Origin of the sequence: Streptomyces sp. NPDC056144, assembly GCF_042264145.1 — a bacterium.
In the GTDB taxonomy this organism is placed as follows: Bacteria; Actinomycetota; Actinomycetes; order Streptomycetales; family Streptomycetaceae; genus Streptomyces.
On sequence record NZ_JBHJVF010000006.1, the window covers coordinates 186,051 to 202,289 of the forward strand.

14 protein-coding genes are annotated in these 16,239 nt (G+C 73.5%); 5 read left to right on the top strand and 9 right to left on the bottom strand.

Features of this window, described 5'->3' with window-relative positions:
- Nucleotides 1–93: 93 nt before the first annotated feature.
- The 4 genes from ACFC0Z_RS20195 (at nucleotide 94) to ACFC0Z_RS20210 (ending at nucleotide 5,059) form a co-directional block, all read left to right on the top strand.
- Nucleotides 94–720 (top strand): PadR family transcriptional regulator, encoded by a 627-nt coding sequence (locus ACFC0Z_RS20195; protein ID WP_376439600.1) that lies wholly within the window; start codon nucleotides 94–96, stop codon nucleotides 718–720.
- A 79-nt stretch (nucleotides 721–799) separates the two neighbouring features.
- Nucleotides 800–1,534 (top strand): ABC transporter ATP-binding protein, encoded by a 735-nt coding sequence (locus ACFC0Z_RS20200; RefSeq protein ID WP_376439603.1) that lies wholly within the window; start codon nucleotides 800–802, stop codon nucleotides 1,532–1,534.
- Nucleotides 1,531–4,398 carry an FtsX-like permease family protein gene (locus tag ACFC0Z_RS20205; protein WP_376439606.1) on the top strand — a complete coding sequence of 956 codons (2,868 nt, stop codon included), beginning with the start codon at nucleotides 1,531–1,533 and terminating at the stop codon, nucleotides 4,396–4,398. The genes ACFC0Z_RS20200 and ACFC0Z_RS20205 overlap by 4 nt, the downstream gene beginning before the upstream one ends.
- 112 nt (nucleotides 4,399–4,510) lie before the next feature.
- Nucleotides 4,511–5,059, top strand: coding sequence for a bacterial proteasome activator family protein (locus tag ACFC0Z_RS20210; protein ID WP_376439609.1), 549 nt, complete (start codon nucleotides 4,511–4,513; stop codon nucleotides 5,057–5,059).
- 90 nt (nucleotides 5,060–5,149) lie between these two features.
- On the opposite strand, the gene ACFC0Z_RS20215 is transcribed toward ACFC0Z_RS20210, so the two are convergent.
- The 7 genes from ACFC0Z_RS20215 to pdhA all read right to left on the bottom strand — a co-directional run bounded on the left by ACFC0Z_RS20215 (nucleotide 5,150) and on the right by pdhA (nucleotide 13,252).
- Nucleotides 5,150–6,136 carry an NAD(P)H-quinone oxidoreductase gene (locus ACFC0Z_RS20215; protein ID WP_376439611.1) on the bottom strand — a complete coding sequence of 329 codons (987 nt, stop codon included), beginning with the start codon at nucleotides 6,134–6,136 and terminating at the stop codon, nucleotides 5,150–5,152.
- A 33-nt stretch (nucleotides 6,137–6,169) separates the two neighbouring features.
- Nucleotides 6,170–7,231, bottom strand: a complete 1,062-nt coding sequence (locus tag ACFC0Z_RS20220) for a potassium channel family protein (RefSeq protein ID WP_376440307.1) — start codon at nucleotides 7,229–7,231, stop codon at nucleotides 6,170–6,172.
- Between the two features lie 20 nt (nucleotides 7,232–7,251).
- On the bottom strand, nucleotides 7,252–8,715 hold the full coding sequence (locus ACFC0Z_RS20225) for a molybdopterin molybdotransferase MoeA (protein WP_376440308.1): 1,464 nt from the start codon (nucleotides 8,713–8,715) through the stop codon (nucleotides 7,252–7,254).
- Nucleotides 8,601–9,461 (bottom strand): NTP transferase domain-containing protein, encoded by an 861-nt coding sequence (locus tag ACFC0Z_RS20230; RefSeq protein ID WP_376440310.1) that lies wholly within the window; start codon nucleotides 9,459–9,461, stop codon nucleotides 8,601–8,603. The genes ACFC0Z_RS20225 and ACFC0Z_RS20230 overlap by 115 nt, the downstream gene beginning before the upstream one ends.
- A gap of 160 nt (nucleotides 9,462–9,621) precedes the next feature.
- Nucleotides 9,622–11,025 (bottom strand): dihydrolipoamide acetyltransferase family protein, encoded by a 1,404-nt coding sequence (locus tag ACFC0Z_RS20235; protein ID WP_376439614.1) that lies wholly within the window; start codon nucleotides 11,023–11,025, stop codon nucleotides 9,622–9,624.
- Nucleotides 11,025–12,092, bottom strand: a complete 1,068-nt coding sequence (locus ACFC0Z_RS20240; protein WP_376439617.1) for an alpha-ketoacid dehydrogenase subunit beta — start codon at nucleotides 12,090–12,092, stop codon at nucleotides 11,025–11,027. The genes ACFC0Z_RS20235 and ACFC0Z_RS20240 overlap by 1 nt, the downstream gene beginning before the upstream one ends.
- On the bottom strand, nucleotides 12,092–13,252 hold the full coding sequence (pdhA, locus tag ACFC0Z_RS20245) for a pyruvate dehydrogenase (acetyl-transferring) E1 component subunit alpha (protein WP_376439620.1): 1,161 nt from the start codon (nucleotides 13,250–13,252) through the stop codon (nucleotides 12,092–12,094). Before pdhA ends, ACFC0Z_RS20240 begins: the two co-directional genes overlap by 1 nt.
- A gap of 177 nt (nucleotides 13,253–13,429) precedes the next feature.
- Between pdhA and ACFC0Z_RS20250 the strand changes: the two genes are divergently transcribed.
- Nucleotides 13,430–13,954 carry an Lrp/AsnC family transcriptional regulator gene (locus tag ACFC0Z_RS20250; protein WP_376439623.1) on the top strand — a complete coding sequence of 175 codons (525 nt, stop codon included), beginning with the start codon at nucleotides 13,430–13,432 and terminating at the stop codon, nucleotides 13,952–13,954.
- 64 nt (nucleotides 13,955–14,018) lie between these two features.
- Here ACFC0Z_RS20250 and ACFC0Z_RS20255 read toward each other — a convergent pair whose 3' ends face one another.
- Together ACFC0Z_RS20255 and ACFC0Z_RS20260 are read right to left on the bottom strand one after the other, a co-directional pair.
- Nucleotides 14,019–14,612: a TetR/AcrR family transcriptional regulator gene (locus ACFC0Z_RS20255; RefSeq protein ID WP_376439626.1), complete on the bottom strand. Its 594-nt coding sequence runs from the start codon at nucleotides 14,610–14,612 to the stop codon at nucleotides 14,019–14,021.
- The gene (locus ACFC0Z_RS20260) at nucleotides 14,609–16,186 is read right to left on the bottom strand and encodes a 3-hydroxyacyl-CoA dehydrogenase (protein WP_376439628.1); all 1,578 of its coding nucleotides are present in this window, start codon (nucleotides 16,184–16,186) and stop codon (nucleotides 14,609–14,611) included. The genes ACFC0Z_RS20255 and ACFC0Z_RS20260 overlap by 4 nt, the downstream gene beginning before the upstream one ends.
- Nucleotides 16,187–16,239 lie beyond the last annotated feature (53 nt).

Consider the following 16,239-nt stretch of genomic DNA (forward strand, 5'->3'; position numbering starts at 1 on the left):
CGTCCGGCCCGGCTCCGTCCCCCTTGAGACGGACCTTCCCCTTCCGACTCAGGACGGTTGTCCGCGTCGGCATACTCGGTATACATACTGAGTATGTCGATCCGTCACGGGCTTCTCGCCCTCCTCGAACGCGGGCCTCGGTACGGCTCCCAGCTCCGTACGGAGTTCGAGTCCCGCACCGGCTCCACCTGGCCGCTCAACGTCGGGCAGGTCTACACGACCCTGAACCGTCTGGAGCGCGACGGGATGGTCGCCCAGGGCGGCCAGGACGAGGCCGGGCACGCGCTCTACACGATCACCGACGCCGGTCTCGCCGAGCTCAGGAGCTGGTTCGAGAAACCGGTGGACCGCACCAGCCCGGCCCGAGACGAGCTGGCCATCAAGCTCGCCATGGCCGTGGGCGCGCCCTGCGTCGACATCCGCGACGTCATCCAGTCCCAGCGGCGGCACACCGTCAAGGCCATGCAGGACTACACCCGCCTCAAGGCCCAGGCGCTCGCCGCCGTCGAGGGCGGGGGTTCGCGGGAACGCGACGACGTGGCCTGGCTGCTCGTCCTGGAACAGCTGATCTTCCAGACGGAGGCCGAGGCGCGGTGGCTCGACCACTGCGAGTCCCGGCTGATCCGCCTGTCGACGACGGCGCCGAACGGCCCGGCCGCGCCGACGTCGGCCCCGGCCCCGGTGACTCCCGAGACCACCGGCAGCCGTGCGGCGCGCTGATCGCACCCACACACTCGACCGCTCCGACCGCTCGATCCGTACCGGCCGACCCGCCGCGTACGCCCAAGGGGGACCCCTCATGTCCGCACAGCAGCCCGTGCTGCAACTCCAGAACCTGACCCGTGTCCACGGCTCCGGCGCCACCGAGGTCCACGCCCTGCGCGGGATCGACCTCGCCGTGTACCCCGGCGAGCTCGTCGCCGTCATGGGCCCGTCCGGCTCCGGCAAGTCCACGCTGCTCACCATCGCGGGCGGTCTGGACACCCCGAGCTCGGGCCGGGTGATCGTCGAGGACACCGACATCACCACCGCGACCGTCAAGCAGCTCGCCGCGCTGCGCCGCCGCAGCATCGGGTACGTCTTCCAGGACTACAACCTCATCCCGGCGCTCACCGCCGCCGAGAACGTGGCCCTCCCCCGCGAGCTGGACGGCGTCTCCACCCGCAAGGCGCGCGGCGAGGCCCTGGCCGCCCTGGAGGAGATGGGGCTCGGCCACCTCGCCGACCGCTTCCCCGACGAGATGTCCGGCGGCCAGCAGCAGCGCGTGGCCGTCGCCCGCGCGCTCGTCGGCGAGCGCCGGCTCGTGCTCGCCGACGAGCCGACCGGCGCCCTCGACTCCGAGACCGGCGAGTCCGTGCTCGCCCTGCTCCGCTCCCGCTGCGACGCCGGAGCCGCCGGTGTCCTCGTCACCCACGAGCCGCGGTTCGCCGCCTGGGCGGACCGGGTCGTCTTCCTGCGGGACGGCGCGATCGTCGACCAGACCGTGCGCAGCGAGGCCGACTCCCTCCTGACGGGCCAGGTGGCGGAGGCGTGAAGACCTGGCTCCACTCCTGGCGGGCCGCGATCCGCATCGCCCGCCGTGACGCCTGGCGTTCCAAGGGCCGCAGCGCGCTCGTCCTCGCGATGATCGCCCTGCCCATCCTCGGCGTCAGCGGCCTGGACCTGACCTACCGCAGCTCCCAGCTGTCCCCCGCCGAGCGGGTGGAGCGGTCGATGGGCACGGCCGACGCGATCTTCCGGGACGCGGACGTCGAGGGCGTCCCGATCTTCCAGGACCCGCCGGGCGAGATGAACATCCCGGCGAAGGACTACGAGGACGAGCCGTGGCCGAGCGGCCCGACCGACGTCACCAAGACCATCCCGGCGGGTTCCACGGTTCTCACCGACCGCTCCGGCTCGGCCAAGCTGACGACGGTGCACGGTCTGCTCACCGCCGACGTCCGTGAGCTGAAGGCCTCCGACCCGGTGGCCCGGGGCATCACGACCCTCCTCGACGGGCGTTTCCCGGAGAAGGACGACGAGGTCATGGCGACCTCGCACTTCCTGGAGAGCAGCGGTCTGTCGGTCGGCTCGACCCTTTCCGCCCGCAACTTCGACCGTACGTATCGGATCGTCGGCTCCTACGAACTTCCCGATACGCTCGCCGCCGACCAGGTCAACGCGCTGCCGGGTGCCTTCCTCGCCCCGTACGCGAAGGCCGTCGAGAAGGCGGGCATGCCGTCACCCGGCTTCTCCACCGTGTGGCTGGTGAAGAAGCCCGGTGGTTTCACGTGGAACAACGTCCAGGAGATCAACACCAAGGGCGTCTCGGTGACCTCGCGGGCCGTCCTCCTCGACCCGCCGGCCAAGTCCGAGGTCCCGCTGTACGCGAAAGAGAGCTACGGCAGCTGGGACACCAGCTCGGGTGCCGACGCCTACGCCCTCGCCGTCATCGGAACCGTCGTCGGCCTGGCGATGCTGGAGATCTGCCTGCTCGCCGGTCCCGCGTTCGCGGTCGGCGCCCGCCGCTCGCGCCGCCAGCTGGGCCTGGTCGGGGCCAACGGCGGTACCCGCAGCCACATCCGGGCCATCGTGCTCAGCGGCGGTCTCGTCATCGGCGTCGCCGCGGCCGTCATCGGCACGGTTCTCGCCGTGGTCCTCACCCTGCTGCTCCAGCCGGTCCTCGAAGACGTGATGAACCAGCGGTTCGGCGCCTTCGACATCCGGCCGCTCGAACTCCTCGGCATCGCGTTCCTCGCCGTCCTGACCGGTCTGCTCGCCGCGATCGTCCCGGCGATCACCGCCTCCCGGCAGACCGTCCTCGCCTCCCTCACGGGCCGGCGCGGCATCCGCCGCAGCAGCCGGGTCCTGCCGGTGATCGGTCTCGTGGCCGTCCTCGGGGGCGCCGCCGTCGCGCTCTTCGGCTCGCTCGTCACGGAGCAGTTCCTGCTCGTGGCGGCGGGCTCCGCCCTCGCCGAGCTGGGCATCGTGGCGATGACCCCGGCCCTGGTCGGCCTCTTCGGCCGGACCGGGCGCTGGCTGCCCCTCTCGCCGCGGCTCGCGCTGCGGGACGCCGTCCGCAACCGGGGACGTACGGCACCGGCCGTCGCCGCCGTCCTCGCCGCCGTCGCGGGCACGGTCGCCGTCTCCACCTTCATGGCCAGCGAGGAGGCCCAGCAGCGGGCCGAGTACACGCCCCGGCTGCCGTACGGGGTGGTCTCCGCCTTCGTCACGGAGGAGGGCGGCCGGGACGTCCCCGCCGTCCGCGAGGCGATCCAGCGCACCTTCCCGGTCGACGTCCGCGCCGACGTCGAGCGGATCGCGGTCGGCAAGCCCGGCTGCGAGCCGTGGAGCAGCGCGGCGGGCTGCGGCCGGTACGAGGTCGTGATCCCCCGGGCGAACGAGTGCCCGCTGTACGCCTTCCAGGCCGACGGCAGCGACCCCGCGGAGAAGTTCTCGCCCGAGCAGCGCCGCAAGCTCCTCGCCGAGGACTGGCGGTGCCGGAACTCCTCGGAGGGCTGGCAGGTCACCGACGGCGGCCTCGTCGTCGGCGACGCGAAGGTCCTCCAGGCCCTCGGTATCGAGGACCCGGGTGCCGTGAAGGCCCTCGCCGAGGGGAAGGTCGTCAGCTTCTCGCGGTCCCCGCTCGCGAAGGACGGCACGGTCGGGATCAAGAAGGTCACCGACATGGCGGCCGTCGAGAAGGCCTCCGAGGAGGGCAAGCCCGTGCCCGGGAAGGTCACCCCGGTCCCGGCCTACCTGGTGCCCGGCGACGACCCGAAGTCCTACGGCGTCGAGCTGCTGATGACCCCGGCCACGGCCAAGGCCGCCGGTTTCGGGACCGCGCCGCTCGGCTCGTACGTCAGCACCGAGCAGATGCCGGACAGCGAGCAGCGCCAGAAGCTCGACGCCGAGATCGCCAAGCTCGGCAGCGGTGTCGACCTGTACCTGGAGGAGGGCTTCGTCAACGACAAGGGCCTCTTCCTGATCGCCCTGGCCGTCTTCGCCGGGCTCGTCACCATCGGCGCCGCCGGTATCGCCACGGGCCTCGCCCAGGCCGACGCCGAGGCCGACCTGAAGACGCTCGCCGCGGTCGGTGCCCCGCCCCGGGTCCGCCGGACGCTCAGCGGCTTCCAGTGCGGTGTGGTCGCCGCGATGGGCGTGGTCCTCGGCGCGGCGGCCGGCGTCCTCCCCGCGATCGGCCTCCGCCTCACCGAGGGGCGCGAGCGCCTCGCCTACTACGAGCAGGCACTCGCCCAGGGCTGGGACAACGGCCTGTCGGGCCCGCCGGACACGCCGATCGTCATCCCCTGGGAGACCCTGGGCGGCCTCCTGATCGCCGTCCCGCTGGGCGCCGCGCTCCTCGCCGCCCTCGTCACCCGCTCGCGCGGGGCGCTCTCCCGGCGCGAGGCGACCTGACGGATCCGGAACCCGCGCGGTTCGTTGTTTTCCCGTGCCCCTGTACGAGGGTGGATCATCCTCGTACAGGGGCACACCGTCTGTTGAGGCATGTGTGCGAGAGAATGGCGGCATGGAGATGCCGAGGAATGACAGGTCGCAGGAGAGCCCCCAGGTCCTCATCGTGGGACAGGACGGAACGGCGCTCGGCGGCGCTCAGGGTGGCGACGAACCCCGCGAGGTCCCGGTGACGGAAATGGTCGAACAGCCCGCGAAGGTCATGCGGATCGGCAGCATGATCAAGCAGCTCCTGGAGGAAGTGAGGGCGGCGCCTCTCGACGAGGCCAGCCGCGTCCGGCTCAAGGACATTCACGCCAGCTCCGTGAAGGAGCTGGAGGACGGGCTCGCTCCCGAGCTCGTCGAGGAACTGGAGCGGCTCTCCCTGCCGTTCACGGACGAGGCGATCCCCTCCGAGGCGGAACTGCGGATCGCCCAGGCCCAGTTGGTGGGGTGGCTCGAAGGCCTCTTCCACGGGATCCAGACGGCGCTGTTCGCCCAGCAGATGGCGGCCCGCGCCCAGTTGGAGCAGATGCGCCGCGCGCTCCCGCCCGGCGCCTCGCACGACGATGACGACGACGACCGCGGCCACGGCCACGCGGTCCGCTCGGGGCCGTACCTGTAGGTCCCGCTCGGCGGTACGGGGAAGGGCCCGGCACAACTCCTGTGCCGGGCCCTTCGCTTGCCTGTGTACGGGTACGGGTACGGGTACGGGTCAGGCGCCGGGCGCGCGCAGCAGCACCTTGCCGACGTGGTCGCCGGACTCCAGGGCCCTGTGGGCCTCGGCGGCGTCCGGCATCGGCACGGTCCGGTCGACGACCGGGCGGACCGTGCCCGCGCCGATCAGCGGCCAGACGTGTTCCCGTACGGCGGCGACGATCGCCGCCTTCTCGTGCTCCGGGCGGGTGCGCAGGGTCGTCGCCATCACCGCGGCCCGCTTGGCGAGCAGCGTCCGGAGGTTCACCTCCGCCTTCACCCCGCCCTGGAGGCCGATGATCACCAGGCGGCCGTTGACGGCCAGCGCCTCGATGTTCCGCTCCAGGTACTTGGCGCCGACGATGTCGAGGATGACGTCCGCCCCGGCCCCGTCGGTCGCCTTGTGCAGCTCGGCGACGAAGTCCTGCTCGCGGTAGTCGATGAGGACGTCCGCGCCCAGCTCCGCGCAGCGGGCGAGCTTCGCGGGGCTGCCGGCCGTGACCACGACCCGGGCCCCGACCGCCTTCGCCAGCTGGATCGCCATCGTGCCGATCCCGCTCGACCCGCCGTGCACGAGCAGTGTCTCGCCGGGCCGCAGGTGGGCGATCATGAAGATGTTGGACCAGACGGTGCAGGCCACCTCGGGGAGCCCGGCGGCCGTCACCAGGTCGACGCCCTCCGGCACCGGCAGGAGCTGGCCGACCGGGACGACGACCTTCTCGGCGTAACCGCCGCCGACGAGCAGCGCGCACACCTCGTCGCCGACGGACCAGCCCGACACCCCGGGGCCGAGGGCGGCGATCCGCCCGGAGCATTCGAGGCCGGGATACGGGGACGTGCCCGGCGGCGGGTCGTAGAAGCCCTGGCGCTGGAGCAGGTCGGCGCGGTTGACGGCACTCGCCACCACCTCGACGAGCACCTCGCCCTCGCCGGGCACGGGCTCGGGGACCTCGGTCCACACGAGCGACTCGGGGCCACCGGGTTCCGGAATCGTGATCGCGTACATGGCCGCGAGGCTACTCCGGTGACCGCCGTTCGCTCAGTCTTCCTGCGGTGCGGAGAGCGGCGCCACCGGCGCGGCGCGCACGATGGTGATCACCCGGTCGGTGGGCTGGAGCGGGCCGACGCCCGGATCGTCGTAACCGAGCAGCCGGTGGCCGCGCAGCACGCTCACCACCAGGTCCTCGGTCTCCCGCACGCTCTTGCCGACCTCGCTCTTGATCACCGGGCGCTCGACGAGGTCGAGCCCGGAGCCCTGCTGGATGAGGTCCTCCATCACCGTGCCCGCGCTGGGACTCAGGACGGAGAGGCCGAGGAGCCGGCCGGCGGCGCTGGCGCTGGTGATGACCGCGTCCGCGCCGGACTGGCGCAGCAGCGGCGCGTTCTCCTCCTCGCGGACCGCGGCAACGATCTTCGCGCCCCGGTTGAGCTGGCGGGCCGTCAGGGTGACCAGGACGGCCGTGTCGTCGCGCTGGGTGGCGATGACGATCTGACGGGCCCTCTGGACCTCGGCGCGGAGCAGGACGTCGCTGCGGGTGGCGTCGCCGATGACCCCGACGAAGCCGTTCGCGTTCGCGCTCTCGATGACCTTGCCGGAAGGGTCGACGACGACGATCTGGTCCTTGCGGAGACCGGTCGCGCAGAGCGTCTGGATCGCGGACCGGCCCTTCGTACCGAAGCCGACGATGACGGTGTGGTCGCGCAAGGTGGACCTCCAGCGGTTCAGCCGGAACTCCTCCCGGGTCCGCTCCGTGAGGACCTCGAGAGTGGTGCCGACCAGGATGATCAGGAACAGCACGCGCAGGGGCGTGACCAGCAGGACGTTGGCGAGCCGCGCCGAGTCGCTGTACGGGACGATGTCGCCGTACCCGGTGGTGGAGAGCGTCACGGTCGCGTAGTAGACGCAGTCGAGGAAGTCGAGCGTCTCGTTGGCGTTGTCGTGATAGCCCGCGCGGTCGGCGTAGACGATGAGCACCGTCAGGATCAGCACACCCATCGCCATGAGCAGCCGCTTGCCGACCTGGCGCAGCGGCTTCTCGATGACGCGGCGGGGCAGCCGGATCTGGGGACCCACGACCTTCTCGTCGGCCTGGCGGGCCATGACGTCACGACTGGGAAGTTTCACGTGAAACACGCTCCTTGGGCAGCCGGACCGGTTGGCCGTGTGGTCGTCCGTGCGGTCGTCCAGGGGAGACCGAGGATCTCCAGTGGCCGGCCCGTGCGGGCGCCGTGCGGCGGGACGACGGCGAGGCCGTCCGCGGCGGCGATGCCCCGGAGCATGGCGGGTCCGTTGTAGTGCAGCGGGACGGCCTGTCCGGCGCGGAGGACGACCGGGACGAGCCGGGTGTCGTGGGGGTGCCCCTGGATCTCGTCCCCGGCGGGTACGTGACGGGCCTCGCCGGTTACGTCGGTTGCGTGACGGGTCCCCCGGAGGGCCGCGAGCAGCGGCTCGGCGAGCGTGAGGAGCCCGGAGACCGCCGCGAGCGGGTTGCCGGGGAGCCCGACGAGGTGGCGGACGGCGCCGTCCGGTCCCGTGAGGCGGGCGAGGAGCATCGGGTGGCCGGGGCGGACCTTCACGCCGTCGACGAGGAGGGTGGCGCCCGCCGCGTCGAGCACGCGGTGCAGGTGGTCCACGGGCCCGGCCGCGGTCCCGCCGGTCGTGATCAGCAGGTCGGCGGTGGAGCCGGCGACGGCCGCGTACAGCTCCTCGGCGTCGTCACCGATCCGGCGGGTGGTGACGGGCTCGGTGCCGAGCGCCTCGCACCAGGGGCCGAGCATCGGGCCGAGCGCGTCACGGATGAGGCCCTCGTGGGGCAGCCCGGCCGCGAGCAGCTCGTCACCGAGGACGAGGACCTCCACGCGGGGGCGCGGCCGGACGGGGAGCGTGTCGTATCCGGCGGCGGCGGCGAGGCCGAGGACGGCGGGGGTGACGGAGGTTCCGGCGGGGAGCAGCGCGTCCCCGGCACGGCACTCCTGGCCCCGGGGACGGATGTCCTGCCGGTGCCGCACCTCGCGCAGGGCGTGCAGCAGCGGCGGTGCCGGGGAGAGTTCGGTCCTGGAGTGTTCCGTACGGACGACGGCGGTGGCCCCCGGGGGGACCCGGGCGCCCGTGGCGATCCGTACGGCCTCGCCCTCGGTCAGGGCGGCGGCGGGCGCGTGGCCCGCGAGGACGGCGCCCTCCTCCCGTACCGTCCAGGGCCCCTCCCCCGCGACGGCCCAGCCGTCCATGGCGGAGGTGTCGAACGAGGGCAGGTCGGTGAGGGCCGTGAGCGGCCCGGCGAGGACCCGGCCGAGCGCGGCGCCGAGCGGCAGGCCCAGCGGCTCGCGGCCCTTCCGTGCGGCGTGGGCCTCGGCCCCGGCCCGGGCGGCGCGGGAGCGCGCCTCGGGCCAGGCGGTGGCGCGGTGCGGCGGCTCTACGGGCCCCGAGCGGGGGGCGGTGTCGGGGGCCACGGGGGCGGTCTCCTGGAGGGTCATCCGGCCTCGTCCTGCTCGGCGGCCCAGCGCTTGGCGAGCTCCGAGGCCTTCCGGGCCGCCTCGGCGACCGCCTCCGGGCCCCCCGCGGCGCCCGCGCGCGCCGCCGCGTATCCGACCAGGAAGGTGGTCAGGGGCGCGGCGGGCCGGGCCACTCCGTGGGCGGCGTCGCGGGCGAGGTCGAGCAGCACGCCGGTGTCGACGTCCAGCTCGATGCCCAGTTCGTCCTTGACTGCGGTGATCCATTCGTCCAGCACAGCCCCATGCTCCCTGATGCGGGCCCGGGCCGCGGCGATGTCCTCCCAGGTGTCGCAGTCGAAGGAGGCGAGCGGCCCGGCGGCGACCCGGGTGAGACGCAGGCCGTCGGTGACGTACCGCAGCGGCAGGTGGGCGAGGCCGCGGTGGGCGTGCGTGAGCGCGGACAGCTCGCGCTCCAGCGGCCGCGTCCGGTACGCGGCGACGAGCGGCTGGTCCCGGCCCTCGGCGTCGGTGAGGAGGGCGGCCTCGGCGTCGGGGGTCTCCGCGAGCGCGGCGAGCAGCCGCCGGACGGTGTCCCGGTCGAGAAAGGGCAGGTCGGCGGAGAGGACGAGGAGGACGGGCGCTCCGGTCTCGCGTGCGCCGGCGGCGAGGGCGGCCACCGGGCCCTGACCGGGCGGGTCCTCCCGGGTCCAGCGGACGGGGCGGGCGGTCGGGCGGGGATCGCCGACGACGACGGTCCGGCCGGCGTCGGGGCAGGCGGCGAGGACCCGGTCGAGGAGGGTGCGGCCCCCGATCCGTACTCCCGGCTTGTCGGAGCCGCCGAGCCGCCTGGCGGCGCCCCCGGCGAGCACGACGACGTCGTACACGGCCTCGTCGTCCACACCGTCGTGCACAGTCGCGGCTACCGGCTCGTCTGCGGGCTCGTCTGCGGTGGTCACCCCAGCAGTATGGGCCGCCGGGGGCGCACGGATGTCCGACCCGTCTCCTTGGGCGAGACGGGCCGGACGGGGCGGACGGGGCGGACGGGGCGTCAGACCGGCGTCAGACCGTACGGAGCAGGACCGCCGGCTGTTCGACGCAGTCGGCGACGTACCGCAGGAAGCCGCCCGCGGTGCCGCCGTCGCAGACCCGGTGGTCGAAGGTGAGCGAGAGCTGCACCACCTGACGGACGGCCAGTTCGCCCTGGTGGACCCAGGGTTTCGGGATGATCCGGCCGACGCCGAGCATCGCGGCCTCGGGGTGGTTGATGATCGGCGTGGAGCCGTCGACCCCGAACACCCCGTAGTTGTTGAGGGTGAACGTGCCGCCCGTGAGGTCGGCCGGCGTGAGCGCGCCCTGCCGGGCGGACTCGGTGAGCCGGGCGAACTCCTCGGTGAGCGACTCGGCCGTCCTCGTGCCCGCGTCGCGGACCACCGGGACGACCAGACCGCGCGGCGTCTGGGCGGCGAAGCCGAGGTGCACGGCCGGCAGCCGGACGATCTCCCGGGCCGCCGTGTCCACCGTGGAGTTGAGCTCGGGGAACCGGGCCAGGGCGTGGGAGCAGATCCGGGCGAGCAGCGCGAGGAGCGAGATCTTCGGGCCGCCCGCCGCGTTCATCGCCGCGCGGGCCGCCATCAGTTCGGTCGCGTCGGCGTCGACCCAGCAGGTCGCGTCCGGGATCTCCGTACGGCTGCGGGACAGCTTGTCGGCCACCGCGCCGCGCAGACCGCGCAGCGGAACCCGCTCGCCCGCCGGTACGGCGGCGGGAGCCGCCGCCGGAACAGCGACGGGCGCGGGGGTGGCGACCGGGCGCTCCAGGGCCGCGAGCGCCCGCTCCACGTCCCCGCGCAGGATCAGGCCCTCGGGACCCGACCCGCGGACCTCCCGCAGGTCGAGACCCCGGTCCCGGGCCAGCTTCCGCACGAGCGGCGAGATGACCGGCACGGGCCCTTCGGCCACCGCGGCCACCACGGACGCCGCGGCGACCACGGGAGCGGGAGCAGGGGCAGGGGCAGGAGCAGGAGCGGGAGCGGGAGCCGCGACCGGTGCCGGTGCGGCCGCCGCCGGGTTCTCGTGCCGCACCCGACGGCGCCGGGCCGCCGGGCCCGCCGTGCCGTAGCCGACGAGGACGTTGCCCGAGTACTCCGAGGAGACCGCGTCGCCCGCGGTCGTCCGCGCCGCCTCGGGAGCCGCCTGGGTGAGCTCCTCCGGCGCGCCCGTGCCACCGACGGCGACCGTCAGGAGCGGCGCTCCGACGGGCAGTTCGGTGCCCTCCTCGCCGTACCGCGCGGTGACGACACCGCCGTACGGACAGGGCACCTCGACCATCGCCTTGGCCGTCTCGACCTCCACGACCGGCTGGTCGATGGCGACGACGTCGCCGACGGCGACGAGCCAGCGGACGATCTCGGCCTCGGTGAGCCCCTCACCGAGGTCGGGCAGCTTGAATTCGAGGACCTGGGCCATCAGCTCTGCGCCTCCCACTGCAGGCGCGCCACCGCGTCCAGGACCCGGTCCACGCCGGGCAGGTGGTGCCGCTCCAGCATCGGCGGCGGGTACGGCAGGTCGAAGCCCGCGACCCGCAGCACCGGCGCCTCCAGGTGGTGGAAGCAGCGCTCGGTCACGCGCGCGACGATCTCCGCACCCGGTCCCGCGAAGCGGGTCGACTCGTGGACCACGATCGCGCGGCCGGTGCGCCGCACCGACGCGCAGACGGTCTCGTCGTCGAACGGCACGAGCGAGCGCAGGTCGACGACCTCCAGGTCCCAGCCCTCCGCCTGGGCGGCCTCCGCGGCCTCCAGGCAGACCGGGACGGACGGACCGTAGGTGATGAGGGTGGCGCCGGTGCCCCGTCGCCGTACGACCGCCTTGCCGATCGGCTCGACGGGCGCGGGCGCCTCGGGGGACCAGTCGGCCTTGGACCAGTAGAGCCGCTTGGGCTCCAGGAAGACCACCGGGTCGTCGGAGGCGATGGCCGCGCGCAGCAGCCCGTAGGCGTCCTCGACGGTCGCCGGGGTGACGACGTGCAGGCCGGGGGTGGCCATGTAGTAGGCCTCGGAGGAGTCGCTGTGGTGCTCGACTCCGCCGATCCCGCCGCCGTACGGCACACGGATCACCATCGGCATCGGCATCGCCCCGCGCGTGCGGTTCCGCATCTTCGCCACGTGCGAGATCAGCTGCTCGAACGCCGGGTAGGCGAAGGCGTCGAACTGCATCTCGACGACCGGCCGCAGGCCGTACATCGCCATGCCGACGGCCGCGCCGAGGATGCCCGCCTCGGCCAGCGGGGTGTCGGTGCAGCGTTCCTCGCCGAACTCCTTGGCGAGCCCGTCGGTGACGCGGAAGACGCCGCCGAGGGTGCCGACGTCCTCGCCCATCACGTGGACGGTCGGGTCCTCGGCCATCGCGTCGCGCATGGCGCGCTGGAGCGCCTGGGCCATCGTCGCGGGCTTGGTCCTGCCGGTGCCGCCGGCGGCCTTCGCCGCGGCGGGCTCGGTGGTGGTCGCCGGGTTTCCGGTCGTCGCGGTCGTCATCACGCCTCACCCTCGGCGTCGAGCTCGGCGCGCAGCTGCGCCGCCTGCTCGCGCAGCTGTGCGGTCTGCTCCGCGTACACGTGGGAGAACAGGTCCATCGGGTCGAGCACCGGGTCGGCGTTCATCCGCTCGCGCAACTGGGCCGCCATCGTCTCGGCGGCCTCGGCCGCGGCGCGCCTGCCGTCCTCGTCGAGCAGGCCACGCTCCGTCAGTTCCCGTTCGAGCAGCAGGATCGGGTCGTGCGCCCGCCAGGCCTCGACCTCGCCTGCCGCGCGGTAGCGGGTGGCGTCGTCGGCGTTGGTGTGGGCGTCGATCCGGTAGGTGATGGCCTCGACGAGGGTCGGGCCGCCACCGCGCCGCGCGCGGGCCACGGCCTCGGTCAGCACCTGGTGGACGGCGACCGCGTCGTTCCCGTCGACGAGCCGGCCCGGCATCCCGTATCCGACGGCCTTGTGGGCGAGGGAGGGGGCGGCGGTCTGCTTGGCGAGCGGGACGGAGATCGCGAAGCCGTTGTTCTGCACGAAGAAGACCACGGGGGCCTGCCAGACGGCGGCGAAGTTCAGCGCCTCGTGGAAGTCGCCCTCGCTGGTGCCGCCGTCGCCGATCATGGCGAGGGCGACGACGTCGTCGCCCTTGAGGCGGGCCGCGTGGGCGAGGCCCACGGCGTGCGGAAGCTGGGTGGCGAGCGGGGTGCAGAGCGGCGCGATGCGGTGCTCGTGCGGGTCGTACCCGGTGTGCCAGTCGCCGCGCAGCAGCGTCAGCGCCTGGACGGGGTCGAGGCCGCGGGCGACGGCGGCCAGGGTGTCGCGGTACGAGGGGAAGAGCCAGTCACGCTCCTCCAGGGCGAGGGCGGCGCCGATCTCGCACGCCTCCTGGCCGGTGGTGGACGGGTACACGGCGAGGCGGCCCTGCTTGGTGAGGGCGGTGGCCTGCGCGTTGTACCGGCGGCCGCGGATCAGCTCCGCGTACAGCCGCAGCAGCAGCGCGGGGTCGGTGTCGGCCACGGCGTCCGTGCCGAGCACGCGCAGCGGCTCGGCGTCGGGCAGCAGCGGGGCGGGGTCGGTACGGGGCTGCCAGGCCGGCGGCGGGGTGGGCCGGTAGGCGGCAGCGGCAGCGGGCGGCTCTTGGACTGTCGAACTGCGCTGTTGCAACGAGTCCACCTCCTCGTGGGGGCGGGCATAAGACCCTCAGGCGGGCAGCGCGAGTGTGTCGCGCCTCACCTACCGATTGTTCGGTCGTGGAGGCATTTTGGCTACAGGCGCCACCAGCCTGTGGACAAACGGTTCTCCACGGCCTGGGATAGAAGCAGGTCGTCCACCGGAGAGAGGCGGGGGCACATGGCGGATGAACAAATGGCCGAGGACTGGGACCAGGTCGTCACACCAGCGCAGACACCGCCCGTCCCGGGCGTTCCCGCACGTCCCCTCGACCCCGTCGACCGGGACATCCTGCGGATACTCCAGAAGGACGGCCGGGCCTCGGTCCGCTCGGTGGCCGAGCGGGTGCACGTCTCCCGGGCCAACGCGTACGCACGGATCAACCGGCTCATCGACGACGGGGTGATCCGCGGCTTCAGCGCGCGCGTGAACCACGAGCGCGCGGGCCAGGGCGCCTCCGCCTACATCACGCTCAAGATCGTCCAGAATTCCTGGCGCACGGTCCGCGAGCAGCTCGGGGCACTGCCGGGCGCCACACACATCGCGCTGGTCAGCGGCGATTTCGACGTCCTGCTGCTCGTCCACACCCCCGACAACAGGACCCTGCGCGAGCTCGTGCTCACCAAGCTCCAGTCGATCCCGGAGGTGCTCTCCACCCGGACCCTGCTGGTCTTCGAGGAAACGGACCTGGACCCGGGCCTCTGAGGGGCCCGGAAGGACGACGGCCCGGACCCCTTGGGGCCCGGGCCGTCCGTCCAGAAGCCGCCCGTCAGCGAGCCGTGCGCAGCCCGTCGAAGGCGAGGTGCGCGACGGTCTCGGCGAGCTGCTCGCGCTCCGCCACCGCGTCCGGATGCGGCCGGTACCACTCGACCAGCGAGTTGATCATGCCGAAGAGGAGCCGGGTCGCCAGCCGGATGTCCACGTCCGCCCGCAGGTCGCCCTCGGCGACGGCCGCCTTCAGGAGCTCGGCCACCTGGTGGTCGAACTCGCGCCGCCGCTCCATCGCCCACCGCTCGGTCGCGGTGTTGCCCCGCACGCGCAGCAGCAGCGTCACGTACGGCAGCTCCCCGATCAGCACCTCCACCGTGCGCCGGGTGACGTACTCGACCCGCTCGACCGCCCTGCCGCGCTGCGCGTCCGGCTCGTCGAGCACCGCGAAGAGCCCGTCGAGCGCCCGGCTGACCGCCCGCCGCAGCAGCTCCTCCTTGCCGGAGACGTGGTGGTAGATCGAGGACTTGGAGATCCCCGCCGCCTTCGACAGGTGCTCCATCGAGGTGCCGTCGTAACCACGCTCGTTGAAGACGCGTACGGCGACCGAGAGCAGGGTCTCGGGGGTGTACGTGTCGCGCTTGGCCGTGGTCATGCGGAGTCCTCCTCTTCGGCCTCGGCGCACCGGCGGGCGGTGGCCTGGCTCGGCCCGTACCTGCCCGTCGGGTACCGCTCGTGCAGGGCGCTGAGCAGGTCACAGACGCGCTTGGGGCCCAGCTTCTCCGCCCACTCCAGGGGGCCTGCCGGGTAGTTGACCCCGAGCCGCATCGCCGTGTCCACGTCCTCGGCGGTCGCGACCCCACGGTCGACGGCGTCGGCCGCGAGGTCCGCCAGCATGGCGACCGTGCGGGCCACGATCATGCCGGGCACGTCGCCGATCACGGAGACCTTCTTGCCGAGCGCCTGGAAGAGGCCGACGGCCTCGGCGAGGGTCTCGGGCGGGGTGTGCCGTCCCGTGGACAGCACCATGCGGCTCGCGCGCGCGTAGTCGAGGGCGAGGTCGAAGTAGACGATCTCCTCGGGGGCGTACTCGAAGGAGCTCTCGCCGTCCGCGAGGCCCATCCGGCCGCCCCCGGGCAGCTCGATGAACCCCTCCCCGCTCTTGCGCCGGACCTTGATCCCGGCCTCCTCGAAGAGCGCCACCAGCGGCTCCGCCGGTCCCAGGTCGCCCCGGACGACGATCTTCGCGGGGGCCTCCGCCGGCGGCGCCGTGTGCGGCTCGGGGCGCTCGGCCCCGTCCGCGTACGAGAACCAGCCCTGGCCCGACTTGCGGCCGAGGCGCCCGGACTCGACGAGCCGGCGCTGCGCGAGCGAGGGGGTGAACTTGGGGTCCTGGTAGAAGGAGTCCCAGACCGAGCGGGTCACGGCCTCGTTCACGTCCTGGCCGATGAGGTCGGTGAGCTCGAAGGGGCCCATCCGGAAGCCGCCGCACTCGCGCAGCGCCGCGTCGATGGTCGCGGGGTCGGCGGCGCCCTCCTCGTACACCCGCAGCGCCTCGGCGTAGAAGGGGCGGGCGACCCGGTTCACGATGAAGCCGGGGGTGTCCGCGCAGCGCACGGGCGTCTTGCCCCAGGCCTTCATCGTCTCGTACGCGCGCGTGGCGACGTCCGCGTCGGTGGCGAAGCCGCTGACGACCTCGACGAGCGGGAGCAGCGGCGCCGGGTTGAAGAAGTGGAGTCCGACGAACCGGCCGGGCAGGCGCAGGCCGCCCGCGATGGCGGTGACGGACAGGGAGGAGGTGTTGGTGGCGAGGACGGCGTCGTCGCCGACGGTCTTCTCCAGGTCGGCGAAGAGCTGCTGCTTCACCGGGAGGAGTTCGACGATCGCCTCGATGACGAGGGCCGCGTCGGCGAGCTCGGCGAGCTCCTCGGTCGCGTGCAGCCGGCCGACGGCCGCCTCGCGCGCGGAGGCGTCCAGGCGGCCCTTCTCGACGAGCCGGTCCAGGCGGGCGGTGAGCGCGGCGACGGCCTCCTTCGCCCGGCCGGGGGCGCTGTCGTAGAGGCGGACGGGGTGGCCGGCGACCAGGGCGACCTGGGCGATGCCCTGGCCCATGGTCCCGGTGCCGACGACGGCGACGGTGCGGTCCTGTCCCACGGCGGCGGTCTCACTGGCGGCGGTCACGTCGTCGCTCCCCCTGACGGTCACGGTGGCGCTTGGGTCGGCGCTCATAGGAGTGATCCTCCCCGATGGGTTTTCCACAGGATCGATGGACCCCCTTGTCC